This window comes from Pseudomonas sp. MPDS, assembly GCF_013283895.1.
GTDB classification, from domain to species: Bacteria; Pseudomonadota; Gammaproteobacteria; order Pseudomonadales; family Pseudomonadaceae; genus Aquipseudomonas; species Aquipseudomonas rhizophila.
Map to the genome: position 1 here is coordinate 2,086,856 of NZ_CP054128.1, position 19,463 is coordinate 2,106,318.

Here is a 19,463-nt window from a genome sequence, read left to right on the forward strand (position 1 = left end):
GCTGGGGATACTTGCATGACCGACGAATGGAAGGCACCGGCCAAGGCGAGCGCCGAGAACGGTGACGACAAAAGCTGGAAGCTGTTGGAGAAGACCTTGCTGGCCGGTGTGCAGGAGCAGCGTCGTTCCCGCCGCTGGGGCATTTTCTTCAAGCTGCTGACGTTCGTTTATCTCTTTGTCGCGCTATTGCTGTTCACGCCCCTGTTCGACATGGAAAAAAGCGCCGTGCGGGGTTCTGCGTACACCGCATTGATCGACATCGAAGGCATGATTGCCCATAAGGAGCCTGCCAGCGCGGACAATATCGTCGGTAGCCTGCGGGCTGCTTTCGAAGATCCCAAGGTCAAGGGTGTGATCTTGCGCATCAACAGTCCGGGTGGCAGCCCGGTGCAGTCGGGTTATGTCTATGACGAGATCGTCCGGTTGCGCGCGTTGCACCCGAACACCAAGGTCTACGCGGTCATTTCCGATCTGGGGGCTTCCGGTGCGTACTATATTGCCAGCGCGGCCGATCAGATCTATGCCGACAAGGCGAGCCTGGTGGGCTCCATTGGCGTGACGGCGGCCGGCTACGGTTTTGTCGGGACGATGGAGAAACTGGGCGTGGAGCGTCGGGTGTACACCTCCGGCGAGCATAAGTCGTTCCTTGATCCGTTCCAGCCGCAAAAACCTGAAGAAACCGCGTTTTGGCAGGGTGTGCTCGACACGACCCACAAGCAATTCATTGCCAGTGTCAAAAAAGGCCGGGGTGAGCGCCTCAAAGACAAGGAGCATCCCGAGCTGTTCTCTGGGCTGGTCTGGTCTGGGGAGCAGGCCTTGCCGCTGGGCTTGATCGATGGCCTGGGCAGCGCCAGTTCGGTGGCGCGGGACGTGATTGGCGAAAAAGAGCTGGTGGATTTCACCATCGAAGAGTCGCCGTTTGATCGCTTCTCGAAGAAGCTGGGGGCGAGCATTGCCGAGCATCTGGCGATGTGGATGGGGTTCCAGGGGCCGGCATTGCGCTAGTTCGTTGGTTTGCGCGATCCCCTGTGGCTTGTCTGTGGGGGCAAAGCTTGCTCGCGATGAGCGATAACCAGGCTGGTCTGCATCATCGCGGCGCCTGCATCGCCGCGGGCAAGCCTTGCTCCCACAAATAAATGCCCTCGCTACAAGTCGTATGTTGGCTTAGGGAACCTGCACGCCCTCGACCAGCAACATATCCACAAGGCGAATCAGTGGCAGGCCAACCAGGCTGGTGGCGTCTGGCCCTTCCGTGCTCTGGAACAGGCTCACGCCAAGCCCTTCGGCCTTGAAGCTGCCCGCGCAGTCATAAGGTTGCTCGGCCAGCAGGTAGCGTTCGATGCGTGCAGGGTCCAGCGTGCGCATGTGGACGGTAAACGGAACGCAATCGACCTGGCAGGCGCCGGTCTGGCTGTTAAGTACCGCCAGGCCGGTCAGAAAGCTGACCCGGGCGCCGCTGGCGGCCAGCAGTTGTTCGCGGGCGTTCTCGAATGTATGGGGCTTGCCCAGGATGCGCTCGCCGAGCACGGCCACCTGGTCCGAACCGATGATCAGATGCGCCGGATGGCTGCTCGCCAGGGCCTGGGCTTTTTCCCGGGCCAGGCGTTTTACCAGGTCGAGTGCCGCCTCGTCAGGCCGGCGGCTTTCGTCGATGTCCGGTGAACTGCAGACGAACGGTAGCCCCAGACGGGCAAGCAATTGCCGGCGATACACTGAGCTTGAGGCGAGTAATAAAGGCAGCATGGGCATCTCCAAAAGGCAGGGGCGAATTCTAGCGAGGCGCGCAAGTGACGGACAGGGCTGAATTTCCTTTGACATGGCCGGGTGCATCCCTATAATGCTGCGCCTATGTTGAATGACCCGATTCCACCTCACGTTGACCCGCGCAAATTGGCTGACCGTGGCACCACCCTTCAAGGTGAACTGCTGCTGGCCGATTTGAAGAGACTCTGCGACCCGCTTTCCGACGATGTCGGTACGGTCCAGGCCAAATTCGTTTTTGAACGAGATGAACGTAAATCTGTGGTAATCCACAGCTTTATCGACACTGAAGTCAAAATGGTTTGCCAGCGTTGTCTTGAGCTGGTCACCCTGCCGATCCACAGCGAATGCAGTTATGCCGTGGTGAAGGAGGGTGCGAATACCCAGTCGTTACCGAAAGGTTATGACGTGCTGGAACTGGGCGAAGATCCATTGGATCTGCAGTCACTGATCGAGGAGGAGCTTCTGCTCGCCTTGCCCATTGTGCCTGCTCATCATCCGGAAGAATGCCAGCAGCCGGCGGGAGCAGATGAGCCCGAACCGAGCGAGGACGAGGTAACGCGGTCCAACCCGTTCAGTGTATTGGCGCAGTTAAAGCGTGACCCAAACGTTTAGGAGTTAATCAATTATGGCTGTTCAGCAGAACAAAAAATCCCGCTCTGCCCGTGACATGCGCCGTTCGCACGACGCTCTCGAGGCTAGCACCCTGTCTGTAGAAAAAACCACCGGTGAAGTTCACCTGCGTCACCACGTATCGCCAGAAGGCGTATACCGTGGTCGTAAAGTGATCGACAAGGGCGCTGACGAGTAATCCTTGTCCGCTCAAGTCATCGCGATTGACGCAATGGGCGGGGACTTCGGTCCCCGCAGCATTGTTCAGGCCAGCCTTGCTTGTCTGAATGCTACACCCTCGTTGCACCTGACCCTCGTCGGTCAATCCTCCCTTCTAGAAGAAATGCTCAACGGCCAATCGGCTGTGGATCGTTCGCGTCTGACGATCGCACCTGCGTCCGAAGTCATCACCATGGACGAAAAGCCTGCCCAGGTCCTGCGTGGCAAGCCTGACGCCTCGATGCGTGTAGCCCTTGAGCTGCTGCGCGATGGCAAGGTCCAGGCGTGTGTCAGTGCAGGCAATACCGGTGCACTGATGGCGCTGTCGCGTTACGTGCTCAAGACCTTGCCGGGCATCGACCGGCCGGCGATGGTCGCGGCCATCCCCACCCAGCGTGGTTTTTGCCAGCTCCTTGATCTGGGCGCCAACGTCGATTGCAGTGCCGAGCATCTACTGCAATTTGCAGTGATGGGCTCGGTAGCGGCTGAAACCCTGGGTATCGTGCGCCCTCGTGTGGCGCTGCTGAACATCGGTACCGAAGACATCAAGGGTAACCAGCAAGTCAAGCTGGCAGCCACGTTGTTGCAGGCTGCGCGAGGTATCAATTACATCGGCTTCGTTGAGGGCGACGGGTTGTACCGGGGTGAGGCGGACGTGGTGGTGTGTGACGGTTTTGTCGGCAATATTTTGCTCAAGTCCAGCGAAGGCCTGGCGACCATGATCGGGGCGCGTATCGAGAAGCTGTTCAGGCAGAACCTGGCCTCGCGGATGGTCGGTGCCCTGGCGTTGCCGTTGATGCGTCGGCTGCAGGCGGACCTGGCGCCGGCGCGGCATAACGGTGCAAGTTTTCTCGGGCTGCAGGGCATTGTGATCAAGAGTCATGGTTCGGCGGGCGTGCAGGGGTTTCAAAGTGCGATCAATCGCGCGCTGATCGAAATCCAGGAAAACCTGCCGGAGCGTCTTCATGGGCGCCTCGAAGATTTGTTAACTTAGGCGTTTTCGTCTGACAATGCTTAAATGTGACCGGTCGGTTCAAGCCGCCATCCAACTGTCAGTTTCCTAGCGCCCCCTGGGGCGTCAATTTTTGACGACAAGATCATTAGGGGCTTTGTTTTCATGTCTGCTTCTCTCGCATTCGTCTTTCCTGGGCAGGGTTCGCAGTCCCTCGGCATGCTTTCCGAGCTGGGCGCGCAATACCCGTTGATCCTCGAAACATTCAAAGAAGCTTCCGATGCTCTGGGCTATGACCTGTGGGCACTGACCCAGCAAGGGCCGGAAGAGCAACTCAATCAAACCGACAAAACCCAGCCAGCCATCCTGACCGCCTCGATCGCACTCTGGCGCCTCTGGCTGGCCGAGGGCGGTGCGCGTCCGGCGTTCGTTGCCGGACACAGCCTGGGCGAATACAGCGCTCTGGTGGCTGCTGGCAGTCTGAGCCTGGGTGACGCGGTGAAGCTCGTGGAGCGTCGTGGCCAGTTGATGCAGGAGGCCGTTCCGGCCGGGCAGGGCGGCATGGCTGCGATTCTCGGCCTGGAAGATGCCGATGTGCTGGCAGCCTGCGCCGAAGCCGCGCAAGGCGAAGTGGTCAGCGCTGTGAACTTCAATTCGCCTGGCCAGGTGGTGATTGCCGGTGCCAAGGCTGCTGTAGAACGCGCCATTGAAGGGTGCAAGAGCCGTGGTGCCAAGCGTGCCATGCCGTTGCCCGTCAGCGTGCCGTCGCACTGCGAACTGATGCGTCCGGCCGCTGAGCGTTTTGCCGAGTCTATCGCTGCCATTGACTGGCAGGCGCCACAGATTCCAGTGGTACAGAACGTCAGCGCCGATGTGGCTGCGGATCTTGAGACCCTCAAGCGTGATCTGCTGGAGCAACTCTACAAACCGGTTCGCTGGGTCGAATCGGTGCAGACCCTGGCGGCCAAGGGCGCGACCGAACTGGTCGAGTGCGGTCCTGGTAAAGTGCTGGCCGGTCTGAACAAACGCTGCGCCGAAGGCGTATCGACTTCCAATCTCAATACCCCAGATGCTTTCGCTGCCGCCCGTGCAGCGCAGGCCTGAACAGGAGAAGCTTGCATGAGTCTGCAAGGTAAAGTTGCACTGGTGACCGGTGCAAGCCGTGGCATCGGCCAGGCCATTGCCCTGGAACTGGGTCGTCAAGGCGCCATCGTTGTTGGTACCGCGACTTCCGCTTCGGGCGCCGAGCGCATCGCCGCTACCCTGAAGGAAAACGACATCCAAGGCACCGGTCTTGAACTGAACGTCACCAGCGATGAATCCGTTGCGGCGGTGCTGGCAAACATTCAGGAACAGTTCGGTGCGCCGGCAATCCTGGTCAATAATGCCGGCATCACCCGCGATAACCTGATGATGCGCATGAAAGATGACGAATGGTTCGACGTGATCGATACCAACCTGAACAGCCTGTACCGGCTGTCCAAGGGCGTTCTGCGTGGCATGACCAAGGCTCGCTGGGGTCGAATTATCAGTATCGGTTCGGTTGTGGGTGCCATGGGCAACGCAGGCCAAGTAAACTATGCTGCGGCCAAAGCCGGTCTGGAAGGTTTCAGTCGTGCGCTGGCGCGTGAAGTGGGTTCGCGCTCGATTACGGTAAACTCGGTAGCCCCGGGTTTCATCGATACCGACATGACCCGTGAACTGCCGCAAGCGCAACGTGAAGCCTTGTTGACACAAATTCCGCTGGGTCGTCTGGGGCAAGCTCAAGAAATCGCGTCCGTGGTCGCTTTTCTTGCGTCGGATGGTGCGGCATACGTGACTGGGGCTACAATCCCGGTAAACGGCGGGATGTACATGAGTTAAATGTGACGGATTGCTTCAAAAAAATGTCATACGAGCTGTCTAAAATCCGTTATAAAGCTGCAATCTATTTATAGGCGGCGGGCTGCTGGGTTTGAGGAGTGAAGCTTTCGGTTGAAAAACCGAAAAGTCTTTCTATACACTTACCCACCGGCCAGCTGCCTGAATTTGTCCATTAGGAGTGAAAACAAGGTATGAGCACCATCGAAGAGCGCGTCAAGAAAATCGTTGCCGAGCAACTGGGCGTCAAAGAAGAAGAAGTGAAGAACGAAGCTGCCTTCGTTGAAGACCTGGGTGCCGACTCCCTTGACACCGTTGAGCTGGTGATGGCTCTGGAAGAGGAATTCGAGACCGAAATCCCTGACGAAGAAGCTGAAAAAATCACTACTGTTCAGCTGGCTATCGACTACATCAATAAGCATCAGGCTTAATTATTTTTAGTCGTCGCTAGCTGTCATGGAAAAACCGCACTGCCATCATGGCGTGCGGTTTTTTCTTTAGGCCTGATGCAAAGTCGTCATTAGAATAAAGGAGAGTGCTGTGTCGCGTAGACGCGTCGTAGTCACCGGTATGGGTATGTTGTCGCCACTGGGCACGGATGTGCCGAGCAGTTGGCAGGGCATTCTGGCTGGCCGTAGTGGCATTGGTCTGATCGAACACACCGACCTTTCTGCCTATTCCACCCGTTTTGGCGGCTCGGTAAAGGGTTTCAATGTCGAGGAGTACCTGTCGGTCAAAGAGGCCCGCAAGCTCGACCTGTTCATTCAATACGGCCTGGCAGCCGGATTCCAGGCCGTACGTAATGCCGGTCTTGAAGTCACCGATGCCAACCGTGAACGTATCGGCGTGGCCATGGGGTCGGGTATTGGCGGCTTGACCAATATCGAAGAAACCAGCCGTACGCTGCACGAGTCGGGGCCGCGACGGATTTCTCCGTTCTTTGTGCCGGGCTCGATCATCAATATGATTTCCGGTTTCCTGTCCATCCACCTGGGTGTGCAGGGGCCTAACTACGCTATTGCTACGGCGTGTACCACGGGCACCCACTGCATTGGCATGGCCGCGCGCAACATCATGTACGACGAGGCCGACGTGATGATTGCCGGCGGCGCCGAGATGGCGGCCTGCGGGCTGGGCATGGGTGGCTTCGGCGCATCCCGTGCGCTGTCGACCCGCAACGACGAACCGAGCCGCGCCAGTCGGCCGTGGGACAAGGGCCGAGACGGCTTCGTATTGTCCGACGGTTCCGGTGCGCTGGTACTCGAAGAGCTGGAGCATGCCAAGGCGCGCGGCGCGACCATTTATGCCGAGCTGATTGGCTTTGGCACCAGTGGCGATGCCTACCACATGACCTCGCCACCCGCCGACGGTGCCGGTGCTGCCCGCTGCATCACCAACGCACTGCGTGACGCGAAGGTCAACGCCGAGCAGGTGCAGTACATCAATGCCCATGGCACTTCGACCCCGGCGGGCGATCTCGCCGAGGCCCAGGCCATCAAGACCGTGTTCGGTGAGCACGCCTACAAACTGGCGGTCAGCTCGACCAAGTCCATGACCGGCCACTTGCTGGGTGCCGCGGGCGCGGTGGAAGCGATCTTCAGCGTACTGGCGATCAACAGCCAGGTCGCGCCACCGACCATCAACCTTGACGAGCCGGACGAAGGCTGCGATCTGGACTTCGTGCCACACACGGCGCGTGGCATGGACATCGATGTGGTGCTGTCCAACTCCTTCGGCTTTGGCGGTACCAACGGCTCGCTGGTGTTCCGCCGGTTCGCTGGTTGATGGAAAGCTGGGTCGACGGTCAGCCTGCCGACGTTCTGTCGCTCAAGGACCGCGGCCTGGCTTACGGCGATGGGTTGTTTGAAACCATCGCTGTGCGCAATGGCAAACCGGTGTTGCCTGAGCGTCACCTGCAGCGTCTGGCGCTAGGTTGTCAGCGGTTGACGCTCCAGGTTGACATGGGGGCGTTGGAGGCTGAGTTGCGCGCCTACGCGCAATGCCTGGGTGACGGCGTGCTTAAGTTGATCGTGACCCGCGGTGATGGTCTTCGCGGTTATGGCGCTGATCCCTCGGCGCCGTCCCGGCGCATCCTGCAGGGCAGTCCGCCGGCCGCCTATCCTCCAGTGCATGCCGAGCAGGGCGTTCGCCTGTTTCCCTGTGCCACCCGCCTGTCCGAGCAACCCTTGCTGGCCGGTCTCAAGCACCTCAATCGTCTTGAACAAGTGATGGCCCGCGCCGAATGGCGCGATGCCGAGCACGCCGAAGGCTTGATGCTGGACACGTCCGGGCGAGTGATCGAAGGCGTCTTCAGTAACCTCTTTCTGGTGCGCGATGGTGAATTGGTCACGGCGGACCTGAGCCGTTGTGGCGTGGCTGGCGTGATGCGGGCCGAATTATTGTATCAAGCCGAGTCTCAAGGCATCGCCACGCACATCACCGACATCCGCCTCGAACAGCTGCACCAGGCCGACGAAGTCTTCGTCTGCAATAGCGTTTATGGCGTATGGCCGGTACGTGCATGCGGTTCGGCGCGCTGGTCGACCGGGCCGCTCACCCGTAAACTGCAGACCCTTGCCCGCACGCTATTGGATGTTTGATTCGTGAGACGTAAATTCTTGCTTCTGCTGGAAACCGGACTGGTTCTGGCGGTGCTGCTGTTGGGCACTTGCGCCTGGAAAATTCATTCGGCGTTGCAACAACCGCTGAACATCACCCAGGAAGAACTGCTGGACGTCCCCAACGGGACCACCCCCACCGGAACCCTCAAGCGCCTCGAAGCGGACGGCCTGATCAAGGACGCTTTCTGGTTGCGCGTCTATTGGCGCTTCAATCTGGCCGGCCAACCGTTGCATTCCGGTGAGTACCGGATGGTGCCGGGCATGACAATGGAAAGCCTGATCGAGGTCTGGAAGCGCGGGGAAGTGGTGCAGTACAGCGTCACCCTGGTGGAGGGGTGGAATTTTCGCCAAGTTCGCGCGGCGCTGGCCAAGGATGAAAAACTCCAGCAGACCCTCGCCGGTCTGAGTGACAGCGAAGTGATGGACCGCCTGGGTCATTCCGGGATATTCCCCGAGGGACGGTTCTTCCCGGACACCTATCGCTTCGTGCGTGGCACATCGGACGCTGACCTGCTGAAAATTGCCTACGACCGGCTCGAAGACGTGCTTGCCAAAGAGTGGGCGCAACGCGCCGCCGATTTACCTTACTCCCAGCCCTATCAGGCGCTGATCATGGCATCCCTGGTGGAAAAGGAAACCGGCGTGCCTGAGGAGCGTGGGCAGATCGCCGGTGTGTTCGTGCGCCGTATGCGCCTGGGCATGCTGTTGCAAACCGACCCTACCGTGATCTACGGGCTGGGCGAGCGCTACAACGGCAAACTCACCCGTGCTCACTTGCGGGAAGAAAACCCCTACAACACCTATCTGATTCCTGGCCTGCCGCCGACACCGATTGCGATGGTGGGGCGCGAGGCGATTCACGCCGCGTTGAACCCAGTTGCCGGCAACAGCCTTTACTTCGTCGCCCGTGGTGATGGTAGCCACGTGTTCTCCGATGACCTGGATGCGCACAATAACGCCGTGCGCGAATATCAGCTCAAGCGCCGAGCCGATTATCGCTCCAGTCCGGCCCCGACTGTGCCGGATGAGGAGCCTATCGACGAACCGAATGCCAGCGAGCCGCCGCGCTCGCAATGACTTTGTTTAAGGATCGCCCGTGACTGGCTTGTTTATAACGCTGGAAGGCCCTGAAGGCGCCGGCAAGAGCACCAACCGCGAATACCTGGCCGAACGCCTGCGAGCCGCCGGCATCGAGGTGGTGTTGACCCGCGAGCCCGGAGGTACACCGCTGGCCGAGCGGATTCGCGAGGTGCTGCTGGCGCCGATCGAAGAAGTCATGAACCCTGACACCGAGCTGTTGCTGGTGTTCGCCGCCCGGGCACAACACTTGGCCGAAGTGATTCGCCCGGCGCTGGCCCGTGGCGCGGTGGTGCTCTGCGATCGTTTTACCGATTCGACCTATGCCTATCAGGGCGGTGGAAGGGGCTTGTCCCTGGAGCGCATCGCCGCGCTGGAAACCTTCGTCCAGGGTGACCTGCGGCCGGACCTGACCCTGGTGTTCGATCTACCGGTGGAAATCGGCCTGGCCCGCGCCAGCGCCCGGGGCCGGCTGGATCGTTTCGAATTGGAAGGCCAGGCGTTCTTCAACGCGGTGCGCAATGCCTTTTTGAGTCGGGCCAAGGCCGATCCGGCGCGTTATCTGTTGATTGATGCCGCTCAGCAGTTGGCGCAAGTCCAGCAGGCGCTGGACGGTTTGTTGCCGCGTTTGTTGGAGCGTGCCCGTGGCTGAAGCCTATCCCTGGCAGGACGGACTCTGGCAGCAACTGGCCGGAAGGGCACAGCATGCCCATGCCTATCTGCTGCACGGCCCGGTCGGTATCGGTAAGCGGGCGTTGGCCGAGCGTCTGATGGCTAGCCTGCTTTGCCAGCGCCCGGGTATCTCGAACGCGTGCGGTGAGTGCAAGTCCTGCCTGTTGCTCAAGGCCGGCAGTCATCCTGACAATTACGTGTTGGAACCGGAGGAGGCGGACAAGGCGATCAAGGTCGACCAGGTCCGGGATCTGGTCAGCTTCGTGGTCCAGACCTCGCAGATGGGCGGGCGCAAGGTGGTGCTGATCGAGCCGGTGGAATCGATGAACATCAATGCCGCCAACGCCTTGCTCAAGAGCCTTGAAGAGCCTTCCGGCGATACCGTGCTATTGCTGGTCAGTCACCAGCCGAGCCGCTTGCTGGCAACCATCAAAAGCCGTTGCGTACAGCAGGCCTGTCCGTTGCCCAGTGAGGCGATGAGCTTGAAGTGGTTGGCCGAGGCCTTGCCTGACAGCAGCGACGAAGAACGCGTCGAGTTGCTGACCCTTGCCGCCGGCTCGCCGTTGGCGGCCGTCAGCCTTCAGGCCCAGGGTGTGCGTGAACAACGGGCGCTGGTGGTGGATGGGGTGAAGAAGCTGCTTAAGCAGCAACAGTCTCCCACGCAACTGGCAGAAGGCTGGAACGCCATCCCGCTGCTTCTGCTGTTCGACTGGTTCTGTGACTGGTCGAGCCTGATCCTGCGCTACCAGCTCACCGAAGACGAAACCGGGCTGGGACTGGCGGACATGCGCAAGGTGATTCAGTACCTGGCGCAAAAAAGCAGCCAGGATAAAATCTTGAACATTCAGGACTGGATTCTTGCCCAGCGTCAGAAGGTGCTGAGCAAGGCGAACCTCAATCGGGTGCTGTTGCTCGAGGCGCTGTTGGTGCAATGGGCGAGTTTGCCTGGTCGAAACTGACAGACACTGCCTAAACTCAGCTCAATCGCAGCGGAGATCAGCATGAACGAACCTGTCAGTCCCGGGCCACGCAACGGCATCCTGTCCCTGACCATCAAGGACAAGTCGGTGCTCTACGCCGCCTACATGCCCTTCATCAAGAACGGCGGCCTGTTCATCCCCACCAACAAGAATTATCGCTTGGGCGATGAGGTGTTCATGCTCTTGAGCTTGATGGACGAAGCGGAGAAGATCCCGGTCGCCGGCAAGGTGATCTGGATGACGCCCAAAGGCGCCCAGGGTAACCGGGCTGCCGGTGTTGGTGTGCAGTTCAACGACGGCGACCATTCAGCCCGTAATCAGATCGAAACCCACCTGGCCGGAACCCTGAAATCCGACCGTCCCACCCATACGATGTAGCCCGGCCCTTTATGCTTGTAGATTCCCATTGTCACCTTGATCGTCTCGACCTCGCCGCCCACGACGGCTCCCTGGATGCTGCACTGGATGCCGCCCGCCAGCGTGGTGTGGGTCACTTCCTGTGCATCGGCGTCAGCGCCGACAATGCCGCCGACGTCAAAGCCCTGGCCGAACGCTATGCAGATGTCGATTGTTCAGTCGGCATCCATCCTCTGGACGTCCAGCCCGACGCTACGCCTGCCCTGGATTGGCTGTTGCGCGAGCTCGACCATCCACGGGTGGTCGCCATTGGCGAAACCGGCCTGGACTATCACTACGAACCGCAAGCCGCCGAGGTTCAGCAGGCTTCGTTCCGGCTGCATCTGGAGGCTGCGCAACAGACTGGCAAACCGGTGATCATCCACACCCGCGGCGCCCGGGCCGACACCCTGGCCTTGTTGCGTGACGCCGCGTTGCCCCAGGCGGGTGTGCTGCATTGCTTCACCGAGGACTGGGACATGGCCAAGGCCGCGCTGGACATGGGCTATTACATTTCCTTGTCCGGCATTGTCACGTTTCGCAATGCCGATGCACTGCGGGATGTGGCCAGCAAAGTGCCGGCAGATCGCCTGTTGGTGGAAACCGATTCACCGTACCTTGCGCCGATTCCGTATCGTGGCAAGCCGAACCTTCCGCAATACGTGCGGGAAGTGGCGGAGTTCCTGGCGATGTTGCGGGGCGAGTCCTACGAGCGATTTGCCGAACAGACTACGGAGAACTTCAAGCGGCTGTTTCCGCTGGCCCATGTCCGCGCGGCGTCTGCCTGAGTTTCAGGCAAAAAAAACCCGGGTTCTGGGGGGTGAATCCGGGTTAAGACCATTAGGAGTAAAACAAAGGCACGCGGTCCGTTGGTACCTTTACCGGCGCGTCACTTGGGGGAGATGTCGCGCCGACAGTTCAAGTATTGATCAGTATGCTGACGCGTCCAGTTTAGCCGGGCTGGTTTTTAAACAAATTTGGAATACGCTCGCTTCGGATAAGTTCTCACTGCCGTCAAAGCCAGTCGTTACGGTGCGGCGAAGCGAATGACAGGAAGCTGGAGCTGCACGGTTTTGTGAAGAACTGTGGTTGGGAACGGATGATCCGTGCATTTTTGCGTAAGTTAGGCATAATACTCGGCTTCGAATTTTGACCCTTCAGACCTTTTTCTTATGCACAAAGAACCCCGTAAGGTCCGTGAGTTTCGTCGCCGCGAGCAGGAAATTCTCGACACCGCGCTCAAGTTGTTCCTCGACCAGGGTGAAGACAGCGTCACCGTCGAGATGATTGCGGATGCCGTGGGTATCGGCAAAGGCACGATTTATAAACATTTCAAATCCAAGGCGGAGATCTACCTGCGCCTGATGCTTGATTACGAGCGCGATTTGAATGAGTTGCTGCATTCGGCCGATGTGGACAAGGACAAGGAGGCCCTGTCCCGGGCCTACTTCGAATTCCGCATGCGCGATCCGCAGCGTTATCGCTTGTTCGACCGCCTGGAAGAGAAGGTGGTCAAGGGCAACCAAGTGCCGGAGATGGTCGAGGAACTGCACAAGATCCGCGCCTCGAACTTCGAGCGCCTGACCCTGCTGATCAAAGGCCGGATCAGTGAAGGCAAGCTCGAAGACGTGCCGCCCTATTTCCACTACTGCGCCGCCTGGGCGTTGGTGCACGGTGCGGTGGCGCTGTATCACTCGCCGTTCTGGAGCAACGTGCTGGAAGACCAGGAAGGCTTCTTCCAGTTCCTGATGGACATAGGCGTTCGCATGGGCAACAAGCGCAAGCGTGACACCGACGTTCCGAGCAGCTAAGTCATTCAGCTGCCTGATTGCGCCATGTCCGCTTACATGGCGCAGTGTCCCAGGAATATACTCAGGCTTGGGCCTTGCGAAAACTTGAGTTCTGGGTCAAGTTTCGTAAGTCCGATTCTTCTTTCGCCGGAGTGATCCATGATCGTTGACCGTCAAGGCAGGCGTTTCCGCAATTTGCGAATCAGCCTGACTTCAGCCTGCAATTACGCCTGTACCTACTGCGTGCCCAACGGCAAGCGGCTGGTGGCTGCGCAGGATGAACTGTCGGCCGAGGCCATGGCGCGCGGTGTGGCCTACCTGATCGAAGCTGCCGGTATCGAGCGGCTGCGCATCACCGGCGGCGAGCCGCTGGTCAGCCCCAAGCTTGAAAGCTTCATGACGGCGGTGGGGCAGATGGGCCTGGAGGACATCAGCCTGACCACCAATGGTCAGTTACTGGCCAAAAAGCTGCCTTTGCTGGTAGATGCCGGCATTCGCCGCATCAACGTTTCCCTCGATACCCTGGACCCAGGGGCGTTTCGCAGTATCGCCCGCGGTGGCGATCTGGCAACCGTGCTCGACGGGATGGATCAGGCCCGTGCTGCGGGAATGAAGATCAAGGTCAACATGGTGCCGTTGCGCGGGCAGAACCTGGATCAGGTGATGCCACTGCTCGAGTACTGCCTGGAGCGCGGCTATGAGCTGCGCTTCATCGAGCTGATGCGCATGGGGCACCTGGCCAGCGACTCCAACGCGTTCCTGCAGCAATTCGTCAGCCTTCAGCAGTTGCTGAGCCTGATCGGCGACCAGTACGAGTACCTGCAAGCCGACGCTCCAGTGGATGCCACCGCAGTGCGCTATGAAATTCCGGGCCTAGGGCATTTTGGCGTGATCGCTAACGAAAGCGTGCCGTTCTGTCGTACCTGCTCACGGTTGCGGCTGTCCTCCACGGGTTGGCTGCATGGCTGCCTGTCGTCGAGTAACCGACACTTTGTCGGCGATCTGCTGGACAAACCCCGTCATCAGGCCTTGCCGGCTCTGCAGCGCTTGCTGGTCAAGGCGTTGGGGGATAAGCAGGAAGTGGCGTTCTCTGGCGGCGCAACCATCATGAAAATCATCGGCGGTTGACGAATGCTATCGCGGGCAAGCTTTGCTCCCAGGTGAACACCGTACCTGTGGGAGCAAGGCTTGCCCGCGATAGCAATTTCCCCTTCACTTGGATGTGTCTGACACCCCCATTTCGATGAGCTGGCGCAAAAGCTGCATCCAATGGCCATTCGCCGGTTTTCCGTCACCGGTTTTTGGAGGGTAGGATGCGTAGCCTGGTTTTGCTGCTGGCCGTTTTGGCGCTCGGTGGCTGCATGAATGTCAGCGACATGGGGGAGGGCGTTCGCTACCACATGAGCGACGCCGGTTTGCTGGACCACAGCGACAGCCGGCGTGTGAATAACCTGCGCATCCAGCCGGATTCGTTCATCTACATTGCCCAGGGTGCCTTCGCGCCTCCCGGCAGTGCCTACCCGCGGCCCAATGTCGTCGCCGAAGAGGCCTTCAACGGTTTCATCGAGTATTTCCCCATGGTGCGTCGTGCCCGGGTTCCCGAGGGTCTGGACCAGGCCATGGGCGAAGCCCGAGCCGCCGGTGCTCACTACTTGCTGTATACGCGGTTCGCCAAGGCCGACAACCGTATCGGCAACACCGACGAATGGCTGGATGAAGAGGCCGTGGACCGTTTGGGTGTCGACACCAGCGTCATTCAAATCATGTTGATCGAGACCAGCACCCAGTATTTGATTGATACTGCACGCATCAAGAGTCGTGGCGGTTTACTGACGTTGCACGACAAACAGCCAGAAGACCTGATCGCTCCCCCTTTGCGCGAGTATGCCCGCAGCCTGTTGGGAGTGAGCGACCAGTAACATTCAAGGAGTCACCATGAGCGGACCGCAAAAAGCCAATGACCTGCTGGGGCAGATCCCCAAGACCAAAGGTTTGCCGCCAGTCCACTTGTGGAATCCTGACTTCTGCGGCGATATCGACATGCGCATCGCCCGTGATGGCACCTGGTATTACCTGGGTACGCCAATCGGGCGCAAGCCGATGGTCAAGCTGTTCTCCACTATCATCCGCCGCGACGGCGATGATTACTTCCTGATCACTCCTGTGGAAAAAGTCGGCATCAAGGTCGACGATGCACCGTTTGTGGCGGTGACCCTGGAGGTTGAAGGGCAGGGTGAGCAGCAGCGACTGCGCTTCACCACCAACGTCGAGGAAACCACTGAGGCCGGCGGCGAACATCCGATGCGGGTGGTGATCGATCCGCAAACCCAGGAACCCGCGCCCTACGTGCACGTACGCAGCAACCTCGAAGCGCTGATCCATCGCAATGTGTTCTACCAGTTGGTGGAGCTGGCGGTCAGTCGCGAGATCGACGGGCAGAGGTGGTTGGGGGTATGGAGTGGTGGGGTATTTTTCCCGATAGGCCTGGAACCCTGATCCCTGTGGGAGCGAGCCTGCTCGCAGCATGGCCAACCTTGTCTTAACTGATCCACCGCTATCGCGAGCAGGCTCGCTCCCACCCGGGTGAAGCCGTAAAATTCAAATTGACACCCAATCATATGATGATTAGTTTGGGCCTCTATAGAAAGTGGCCCCGGGGTGTTCATGTCCAGCAGTTTTCACGCATCGACCGTCGATTGGCTGGGGAGCTGGATAGCTGCCGGTCAGGTCAAGCCTGGGCAGACCATCAAGGTTGAGGCCGACCTCGGCCAGCAACTGGGCGTCAGCCGCACGGTGATCCGTGAAGCGATCAAGACTCTGGTGGCCAAAGGCATGCTTGAAGTCGGCCCGAAAGTCGGGACACGGGTGCTGCCGGTGCGTCGCTGGAATCTGTTCGATCCGCAGGTGGTCGGTTGGCTGTCGCGCAGTGGGCTGCCGGAAAATTTCGTCGATGACCTGCTGGACCTGCGGCGTACCATCGAACCGATGGCGGTGCGCTGGGCCTGTGAGCGCGCGACGGCCGATCAGGTGCAGGCGATCCGCCTGGCCTACCATGCCCTGGAGCGGGCGGTGGACAGCGGGGCCGATTACAACCGTGCCGACCAGTTCTTCCATGAGTGCATCCTCGCTGCCAGCCATAATCAATTTATTGAGCAAATGGTCCCGGCCCTGGGCGCGCTGCTGGCGGTGTCGTTCGAGGTGTCCGCCGCCGACCCGGATGAGCTGCGCCGCACGTTGCCGATCCACAAGGATATCGCCGAAGCCATCGCTGCCCGTGACGCGGCGCGGGGCGTCTGGGCCTGCATGACCTTGATCGATAACGCTGACCTGGCGATCAAGCGTTTTTACCCTAACGTCATGGCCGGGCGGACAGAGATTGCCGGGCAAGCAGGAAACAGGAGTGTTCAATGATGTGGACGGCTGTGACGGAACACCGGGCGATATTGGGGGAGGGCCCCTTCTGGGACGAGCCGACCCAAGCACTGTATTGGGTCGACATTGCCGGTAAACAGGCGCTGCGGCTGATCGGCGCGAATGTGCAAATCTGGCAGATGCCCGAGCATGTGTCCGCTTTCATTCCGACACAAAGCGGCGACGCCTTGGTGACCCTGAGCAGCGGTGTCTATCGACTCGATCTGGATTCGCCGGGACTGGAACCGAACCTGAAATTGCTGTGCATGGCCGATCCCCGGCCAGGGAATCGCGCCAACGAGGCCCGTTGCGATGCCCTGGGCCAGCTCTGGCTCGGCACCATGCAGAACAACATCGGCGAAAACGCAGAAGACCTGCCCATTGAAGGACGATTCGGGGGCCTGTTTCGCATTGGCGCCGATGGCCGGGTCATGCCGCTGCTGCGCGATCGGGGCATTCCCAACACGCTGTTATGGAGTCCTGACGGCACTACGGTGTATTTCGGCGAAAGTCTCGACGGCACGCTTTACCGACATTTCATTTATCCCGACGGCAGCCTGGCCCCCGCCGAGGTCTGGTTTGGCCCTCACCCGCGTGGCGGCCCCGACGGCTCGGCAATGGATGCCAGGGGCTATGTCTGGAATGCTCGCTGGGACGGTAGCTGCCTGCTGCGACTGGACCCGCAAGGTCAGGTTGATCGGGTGATCGAGCTGCCCGTCAGTCGTCCCACCAGCTGTGTGTTTGGTGGTGAGGACCTCAAAACACTGTACATCACCAGTGCGGCGAGCCCACTTAACCATCCACTCGACGGCGCGGTGTTGTCGATGCGAGTCGATGTACCCGGTGTGGCTTGTACGCGGTTTGCGGGCTAAATCCCAAAATATGGGATGTAAATATATATATTGAGATTGTTTGGCGAGCGGGTTTATAGTCGGTCCCATCAGCGACACGCACTCACACTAAAAAAACAAGACAGGTGAAGTGATGCAACGATTTTCCTCCGTACCGCCCGACGGCGTACGCGATTCCAAAAGCCTTTCGACCGGTCATCTCTGGATGTCCGGTTTTTGTCGTGCTTGCGGACAGGAGTCTTGAGTCATGGCCCACACCCTGTCCTTGTTACCGATGCCCGAACCCCCGAAAGGCGAACGCCTGAAAAACAAAGTTGTGCTGCTGACCGGGGCTGCCCAAGGCATTGGCGAGGCGATCGTCGCCGCGTTCGCCTCGCAGCAGGCACGCTTGGTCATCAGTGATATCCAGGCCGAGAAGGTTGAGACAGTCGCAGCCCTCTGGCGTGAACGCGGGGCGGATGTGCAGGCACTCAAAGCCGATATATCCAACCAGCAGGACCTGCATGCCATGGCCCGTCGTGCCGTCGAACTGCACGGTCGCATCGACGTTCTGGTGAACTGCGCGGGCGTGAACGTATTTCGTGACCCGCTGGAAATGACCGAGCAAGATTGGCGGCGTTGTTTCGCCATCGACCTGGATGGCGCCTGGTACGGTTGCAAGGCTGTGTTGCCGCAGATGCTTGAGCAGGGCGGGGGCAGCATCATCAATATCGCCTCGACTCATTCATCCCACATCATTCCCGGCTGTTTCCCTTACCCGGTGGCCAAGCACGGACTGCTCGGCCTGACCCGCGCATTGGGTATCGAATACGCGCCCAAAGGTGTGCGGGTGAATGCCATTGCGCCGGGTTACATCGAAACCCAATTGAATATCGACTACTGGAACGGCTTCGCCGATCCACATGCCGAACGCCAGCGTGCGCTGGATCTGCACCCGCCACGCCGAATCGGCCAGCCGATCGAAGTGGCAATGACGGCGGTGTTCCTGGCCAGCGATGAAGCACCTTTCATCAACGCCTCGTGCATCACCATCGATGGTGGACGTTCGGTCATGTACCACGACTGAATATTTCGGGATTTCAGTCGGAAACTTCGTCTGTAATCCAATCATCATACGATATGACTATTTGGACCTATGCTGTACAGCAACATGTTTGACCGCCCAGCCTGCGCATTTCCACTGATGTTGGAGCAGGGCCCTGGACGTTTTGGCTTTCAAAAAAAAAAACAAGGAGACAGCTATGAATCATCGTCGTGGGATCCGTTCCCTGTGCCGTGCCGCCCTGGCGGTTACTGCCGTCAGCCTCAGCAGCACCTTGCTGGCGGCCGAAGAAGTGAAGATCGGTTTTCTGGTCAAGCAGGCCGAAGAACCCTGGTTCCAGACCGAATGGGCGTTCGCCGAAAAGGCTGGTAAGGACCGGGGCTTCACGGTGATCAAGATCGCCGTGCCCGACGGCGAGAAGACCCTCTCGGCCATCGACAGCCTCGCCGCTAACGGCGCCAAGGGCTTCGTGATCTGCCCACCGGACGTGGCTCTCGGCCCGGCCATCGTGGCCAAGGCCAAACTCAATGACATGAAAGTGATTGCTGTGGATGACCGTTTTGTCGGCTCCGATGGCAAGTTCATGGAAGACGTGCCGTACCTGGGCATGGCCGCGTTCGAAGTGGGCCAGAAGCAAGGCGACGCGATGGCCGCTGAGGCGAAAAAGCGCGGTTGGGACTGGAAAGACACCTATGCCGTGATCAACACCTACAACGAGCTGGATACGGGCAAGAAACGTACCGACGGTTCGGTCGACGCCCTGAAGAAGGCCGGCTTTCCAGACGATCACATCCTTTATACCGCGCTGAAAACCCTCGACGTGCCGGGCAGCATGGACGCCACCAACTCGGCCCTGGTGAAACTGCCCAGCGGGGCGAAAAACCTGATCATCGGCGGCATGAACGACAACACAGTGCTGGGCGGCGTGCGCGCCACCGAAAGCGCCGGGTTCAACGCGGCCAATGTGATCGGGATCGGCATCAACGGCACCGACGCCATCGGCGAACTGAAAAAACCCAACAGCGGTTTCTTCGGTTCGATGCTGCCAAGCCCGCACATCGAAGGCTACAAGACCGCCGAGATGATGTACGAGTGGATCACCACCGGCAAAGAGCCACCGAAGTACACCGCCATGGACGAGGTGACGCTGATCACTCGGGAGAACTTCAAGCAAGAACTGGAGAAGATCGGCCTGTGGAACTGATGGTCGGTTGATTCA

General features: G+C 59.5%; 23 protein-coding genes. 22 read left to right on the forward strand and 1 reads right to left on the reverse strand.

The features are described from left to right. Positions 1-15: 15 nt before the first annotated feature. Positions 16-1,005 (forward strand): S49 family peptidase, encoded by a 990-nt coding sequence (locus HQ912_RS09185; RefSeq protein WP_076383829.1) that lies wholly within the window; start codon positions 16-18, stop codon positions 1,003-1,005. 159 nt (positions 1,006-1,164) lie between these two features. On the opposite strand, the gene HQ912_RS09190 is transcribed toward HQ912_RS09185, so the two are convergent. Continuing rightward, on the reverse strand, positions 1,165-1,743 hold the full coding sequence (locus HQ912_RS09190; RefSeq protein ID WP_173406695.1) for a Maf family protein: 579 nt from the start codon (positions 1,741-1,743) through the stop codon (positions 1,165-1,167). Between the two features lie 105 nt (positions 1,744-1,848). On the opposite strand from HQ912_RS09190, the gene HQ912_RS09195 reads away from it, so the two are divergent. The 21 genes from HQ912_RS09195 to HQ912_RS09295 all read left to right on the forward strand — a co-directional run bounded on the left by HQ912_RS09195 (position 1,849) and on the right by HQ912_RS09295 (position 19,448). Continuing rightward, positions 1,849-2,376, forward strand: coding sequence for a YceD family protein (locus tag HQ912_RS09195; protein WP_003204262.1), 528 nt, complete (start codon positions 1,849-1,851; stop codon positions 2,374-2,376). Positions 2,377-2,389: 13 nt separating this feature from the next. Further along, positions 2,390-2,572, forward strand: a complete 183-nt coding sequence (gene rpmF, locus HQ912_RS09200) for a 50S ribosomal protein L32 (protein WP_003179396.1) — start codon at positions 2,390-2,392, stop codon at positions 2,570-2,572. A gap of 3 nt (positions 2,573-2,575) precedes the next feature. Further along, complete coding sequence (gene plsX, locus HQ912_RS09205; RefSeq protein ID WP_080962901.1) at positions 2,576-3,586, forward strand: phosphate acyltransferase PlsX; 1,011 nt, start codon at positions 2,576-2,578, stop codon at positions 3,584-3,586. A 123-nt stretch (positions 3,587-3,709) separates the two neighbouring features. Further along, positions 3,710-4,648, forward strand: coding sequence for an ACP S-malonyltransferase (fabD, locus tag HQ912_RS09210; protein ID WP_107322018.1), 939 nt, complete (start codon positions 3,710-3,712; stop codon positions 4,646-4,648). 15 nt (positions 4,649-4,663) lie between these two features. Continuing rightward, positions 4,664-5,407 (forward strand): 3-oxoacyl-ACP reductase FabG, encoded by a 744-nt coding sequence (gene fabG / locus HQ912_RS09215; protein ID WP_107322019.1) that lies wholly within the window; start codon positions 4,664-4,666, stop codon positions 5,405-5,407. Between the two features lie 191 nt (positions 5,408-5,598). Next, complete coding sequence (acpP, locus tag HQ912_RS09220; protein ID WP_047228199.1) at positions 5,599-5,835, forward strand: acyl carrier protein; 237 nt, start codon at positions 5,599-5,601, stop codon at positions 5,833-5,835. Positions 5,836-5,944: 109 nt separating this feature from the next. Beyond that, positions 5,945-7,189: a beta-ketoacyl-ACP synthase II gene (gene fabF / locus HQ912_RS09225; protein WP_047228200.1), complete on the forward strand. Its 1,245-nt coding sequence runs from the start codon at positions 5,945-5,947 to the stop codon at positions 7,187-7,189. Further along, a complete protein-coding gene (gene pabC / locus HQ912_RS09230; protein ID WP_047228201.1) occupies positions 7,189-8,004 on the forward strand; it encodes an aminodeoxychorismate lyase in 816 nt (271 codons plus the stop codon). The genes fabF and pabC overlap by 1 nt, the downstream gene beginning before the upstream one ends. Positions 8,005-8,007: 3 nt before the next feature. Beyond that, positions 8,008-9,102, forward strand: coding sequence for an endolytic transglycosylase MltG (mltG, locus tag HQ912_RS09235; RefSeq protein WP_076383833.1), 1,095 nt, complete (start codon positions 8,008-8,010; stop codon positions 9,100-9,102). A gap of 19 nt (positions 9,103-9,121) precedes the next feature. Then, a complete protein-coding gene (gene tmk, locus HQ912_RS09240; protein ID WP_173406696.1) occupies positions 9,122-9,754 on the forward strand; it encodes a dTMP kinase in 633 nt (210 codons plus the stop codon). Then, on the forward strand, positions 9,747-10,733 hold the full coding sequence (locus HQ912_RS09245; RefSeq protein ID WP_173406697.1) for a DNA polymerase III subunit delta': 987 nt from the start codon (positions 9,747-9,749) through the stop codon (positions 10,731-10,733). Before tmk ends, HQ912_RS09245 begins: the two co-directional genes overlap by 8 nt. Before the next feature lie 42 nt (positions 10,734-10,775). Continuing rightward, complete coding sequence (locus HQ912_RS09250; protein ID WP_047228204.1) at positions 10,776-11,132, forward strand: PilZ domain-containing protein; 357 nt, start codon at positions 10,776-10,778, stop codon at positions 11,130-11,132. Between the two features lie 11 nt (positions 11,133-11,143). Beyond that, entirely contained in the window at positions 11,144-11,938 is a 795-nt protein-coding gene (locus HQ912_RS09255) for a TatD family hydrolase (protein ID WP_173406698.1), read from the forward strand. A gap of 384 nt (positions 11,939-12,322) precedes the next feature. Beyond that, on the forward strand, positions 12,323-12,961 hold the full coding sequence (locus HQ912_RS09260; protein WP_003204240.1) for a TetR/AcrR family transcriptional regulator: 639 nt from the start codon (positions 12,323-12,325) through the stop codon (positions 12,959-12,961). Positions 12,962-13,099: 138 nt separating this feature from the next. Beyond that, positions 13,100-14,068 carry a GTP 3',8-cyclase MoaA gene (locus tag HQ912_RS09265; RefSeq protein WP_047228206.1) on the forward strand — a complete coding sequence of 323 codons (969 nt, stop codon included), beginning with the start codon at positions 13,100-13,102 and terminating at the stop codon, positions 14,066-14,068. A gap of 185 nt (positions 14,069-14,253) precedes the next feature. Then, positions 14,254-14,859, forward strand: coding sequence for a DUF4823 domain-containing protein (locus HQ912_RS09270; protein ID WP_047228207.1), 606 nt, complete (start codon positions 14,254-14,256; stop codon positions 14,857-14,859). A 16-nt stretch (positions 14,860-14,875) separates the two neighbouring features. Next, on the forward strand, positions 14,876-15,436 hold the full coding sequence (locus tag HQ912_RS09275) for a DUF1285 domain-containing protein (RefSeq protein WP_047228208.1): 561 nt from the start codon (positions 14,876-14,878) through the stop codon (positions 15,434-15,436). 168 nt (positions 15,437-15,604) lie between these two features. Beyond that, complete coding sequence (locus HQ912_RS09280) at positions 15,605-16,351, forward strand: FadR/GntR family transcriptional regulator (protein WP_173406699.1); 747 nt, start codon at positions 15,605-15,607, stop codon at positions 16,349-16,351. Beyond that, positions 16,348-17,223: an SMP-30/gluconolactonase/LRE family protein gene (locus tag HQ912_RS09285; RefSeq protein WP_173406700.1), complete on the forward strand. Its 876-nt coding sequence runs from the start codon at positions 16,348-16,350 to the stop codon at positions 17,221-17,223. The genes HQ912_RS09280 and HQ912_RS09285 overlap by 4 nt, the downstream gene beginning before the upstream one ends. A gap of 226 nt (positions 17,224-17,449) precedes the next feature. Next, the gene (locus tag HQ912_RS09290) at positions 17,450-18,268 is read left to right on the forward strand and encodes an SDR family oxidoreductase (protein WP_139049466.1); all 819 of its coding nucleotides are present in this window, start codon (positions 17,450-17,452) and stop codon (positions 18,266-18,268) included. A 175-nt stretch (positions 18,269-18,443) separates the two neighbouring features. Further along, entirely contained in the window at positions 18,444-19,448 is a 1,005-nt protein-coding gene (locus tag HQ912_RS09295; RefSeq protein ID WP_047228212.1) for a substrate-binding domain-containing protein, read from the forward strand. The last annotated feature ends 15 nt before the right edge of the window (positions 19,449-19,463 follow it).

Coding starts and splice junctions, on each gene's coding strand:
- HQ912_RS09285 (WP_173406700.1), top strand. CDS start 16,348: ATGATGTGGACGGCTGTGACGGAACACCGGGCGATATTGGGGGAGGGC.
- HQ912_RS09280 (WP_173406699.1), top strand. CDS start 15,605: ATGTCCAGCAGTTTTCACGCATCGACCGTCGATTGGCTGGGGAGCTGG.
- HQ912_RS09260 (WP_003204240.1), top strand. CDS start 12,323: ATGCACAAAGAACCCCGTAAGGTCCGTGAGTTTCGTCGCCGCGAGCAG.
- HQ912_RS09290 (WP_139049466.1), top strand. CDS start 17,450: ATGGCCCACACCCTGTCCTTGTTACCGATGCCCGAACCCCCGAAAGGC.
- fabG (WP_107322019.1), top strand. CDS start 4,664: ATGAGTCTGCAAGGTAAAGTTGCACTGGTGACCGGTGCAAGCCGTGGC.
- HQ912_RS09195 (WP_003204262.1), top strand. CDS start 1,849: ATGTTGAATGACCCGATTCCACCTCACGTTGACCCGCGCAAATTGGCT.
- fabD (WP_107322018.1), top strand. CDS start 3,710: ATGTCTGCTTCTCTCGCATTCGTCTTTCCTGGGCAGGGTTCGCAGTCC.
- HQ912_RS09295 (WP_047228212.1), top strand. CDS start 18,444: ATGAATCATCGTCGTGGGATCCGTTCCCTGTGCCGTGCCGCCCTGGCG.
- acpP (WP_047228199.1), top strand. CDS start 5,599: ATGAGCACCATCGAAGAGCGCGTCAAGAAAATCGTTGCCGAGCAACTG.
- HQ912_RS09270 (WP_047228207.1), top strand. CDS start 14,254: ATGCGTAGCCTGGTTTTGCTGCTGGCCGTTTTGGCGCTCGGTGGCTGC.
- HQ912_RS09190 (WP_173406695.1), bottom strand. CDS start 1,743: ATGCTGCCTTTATTACTCGCCTCAAGCTCAGTGTATCGCCGGCAATTG.
- HQ912_RS09250 (WP_047228204.1), top strand. CDS start 10,776: ATGAACGAACCTGTCAGTCCCGGGCCACGCAACGGCATCCTGTCCCTG.
- HQ912_RS09185 (WP_076383829.1), top strand. CDS start 16: ATGACCGACGAATGGAAGGCACCGGCCAAGGCGAGCGCCGAGAACGGT.
- HQ912_RS09265 (WP_047228206.1), top strand. CDS start 13,100: ATGATCGTTGACCGTCAAGGCAGGCGTTTCCGCAATTTGCGAATCAGC.
- HQ912_RS09255 (WP_173406698.1), top strand. CDS start 11,144: ATGCTTGTAGATTCCCATTGTCACCTTGATCGTCTCGACCTCGCCGCC.
- rpmF (WP_003179396.1), top strand. CDS start 2,390: ATGGCTGTTCAGCAGAACAAAAAATCCCGCTCTGCCCGTGACATGCGC.
- pabC (WP_047228201.1), top strand. CDS start 7,189: ATGGAAAGCTGGGTCGACGGTCAGCCTGCCGACGTTCTGTCGCTCAAG.
- HQ912_RS09275 (WP_047228208.1), top strand. CDS start 14,876: ATGAGCGGACCGCAAAAAGCCAATGACCTGCTGGGGCAGATCCCCAAG.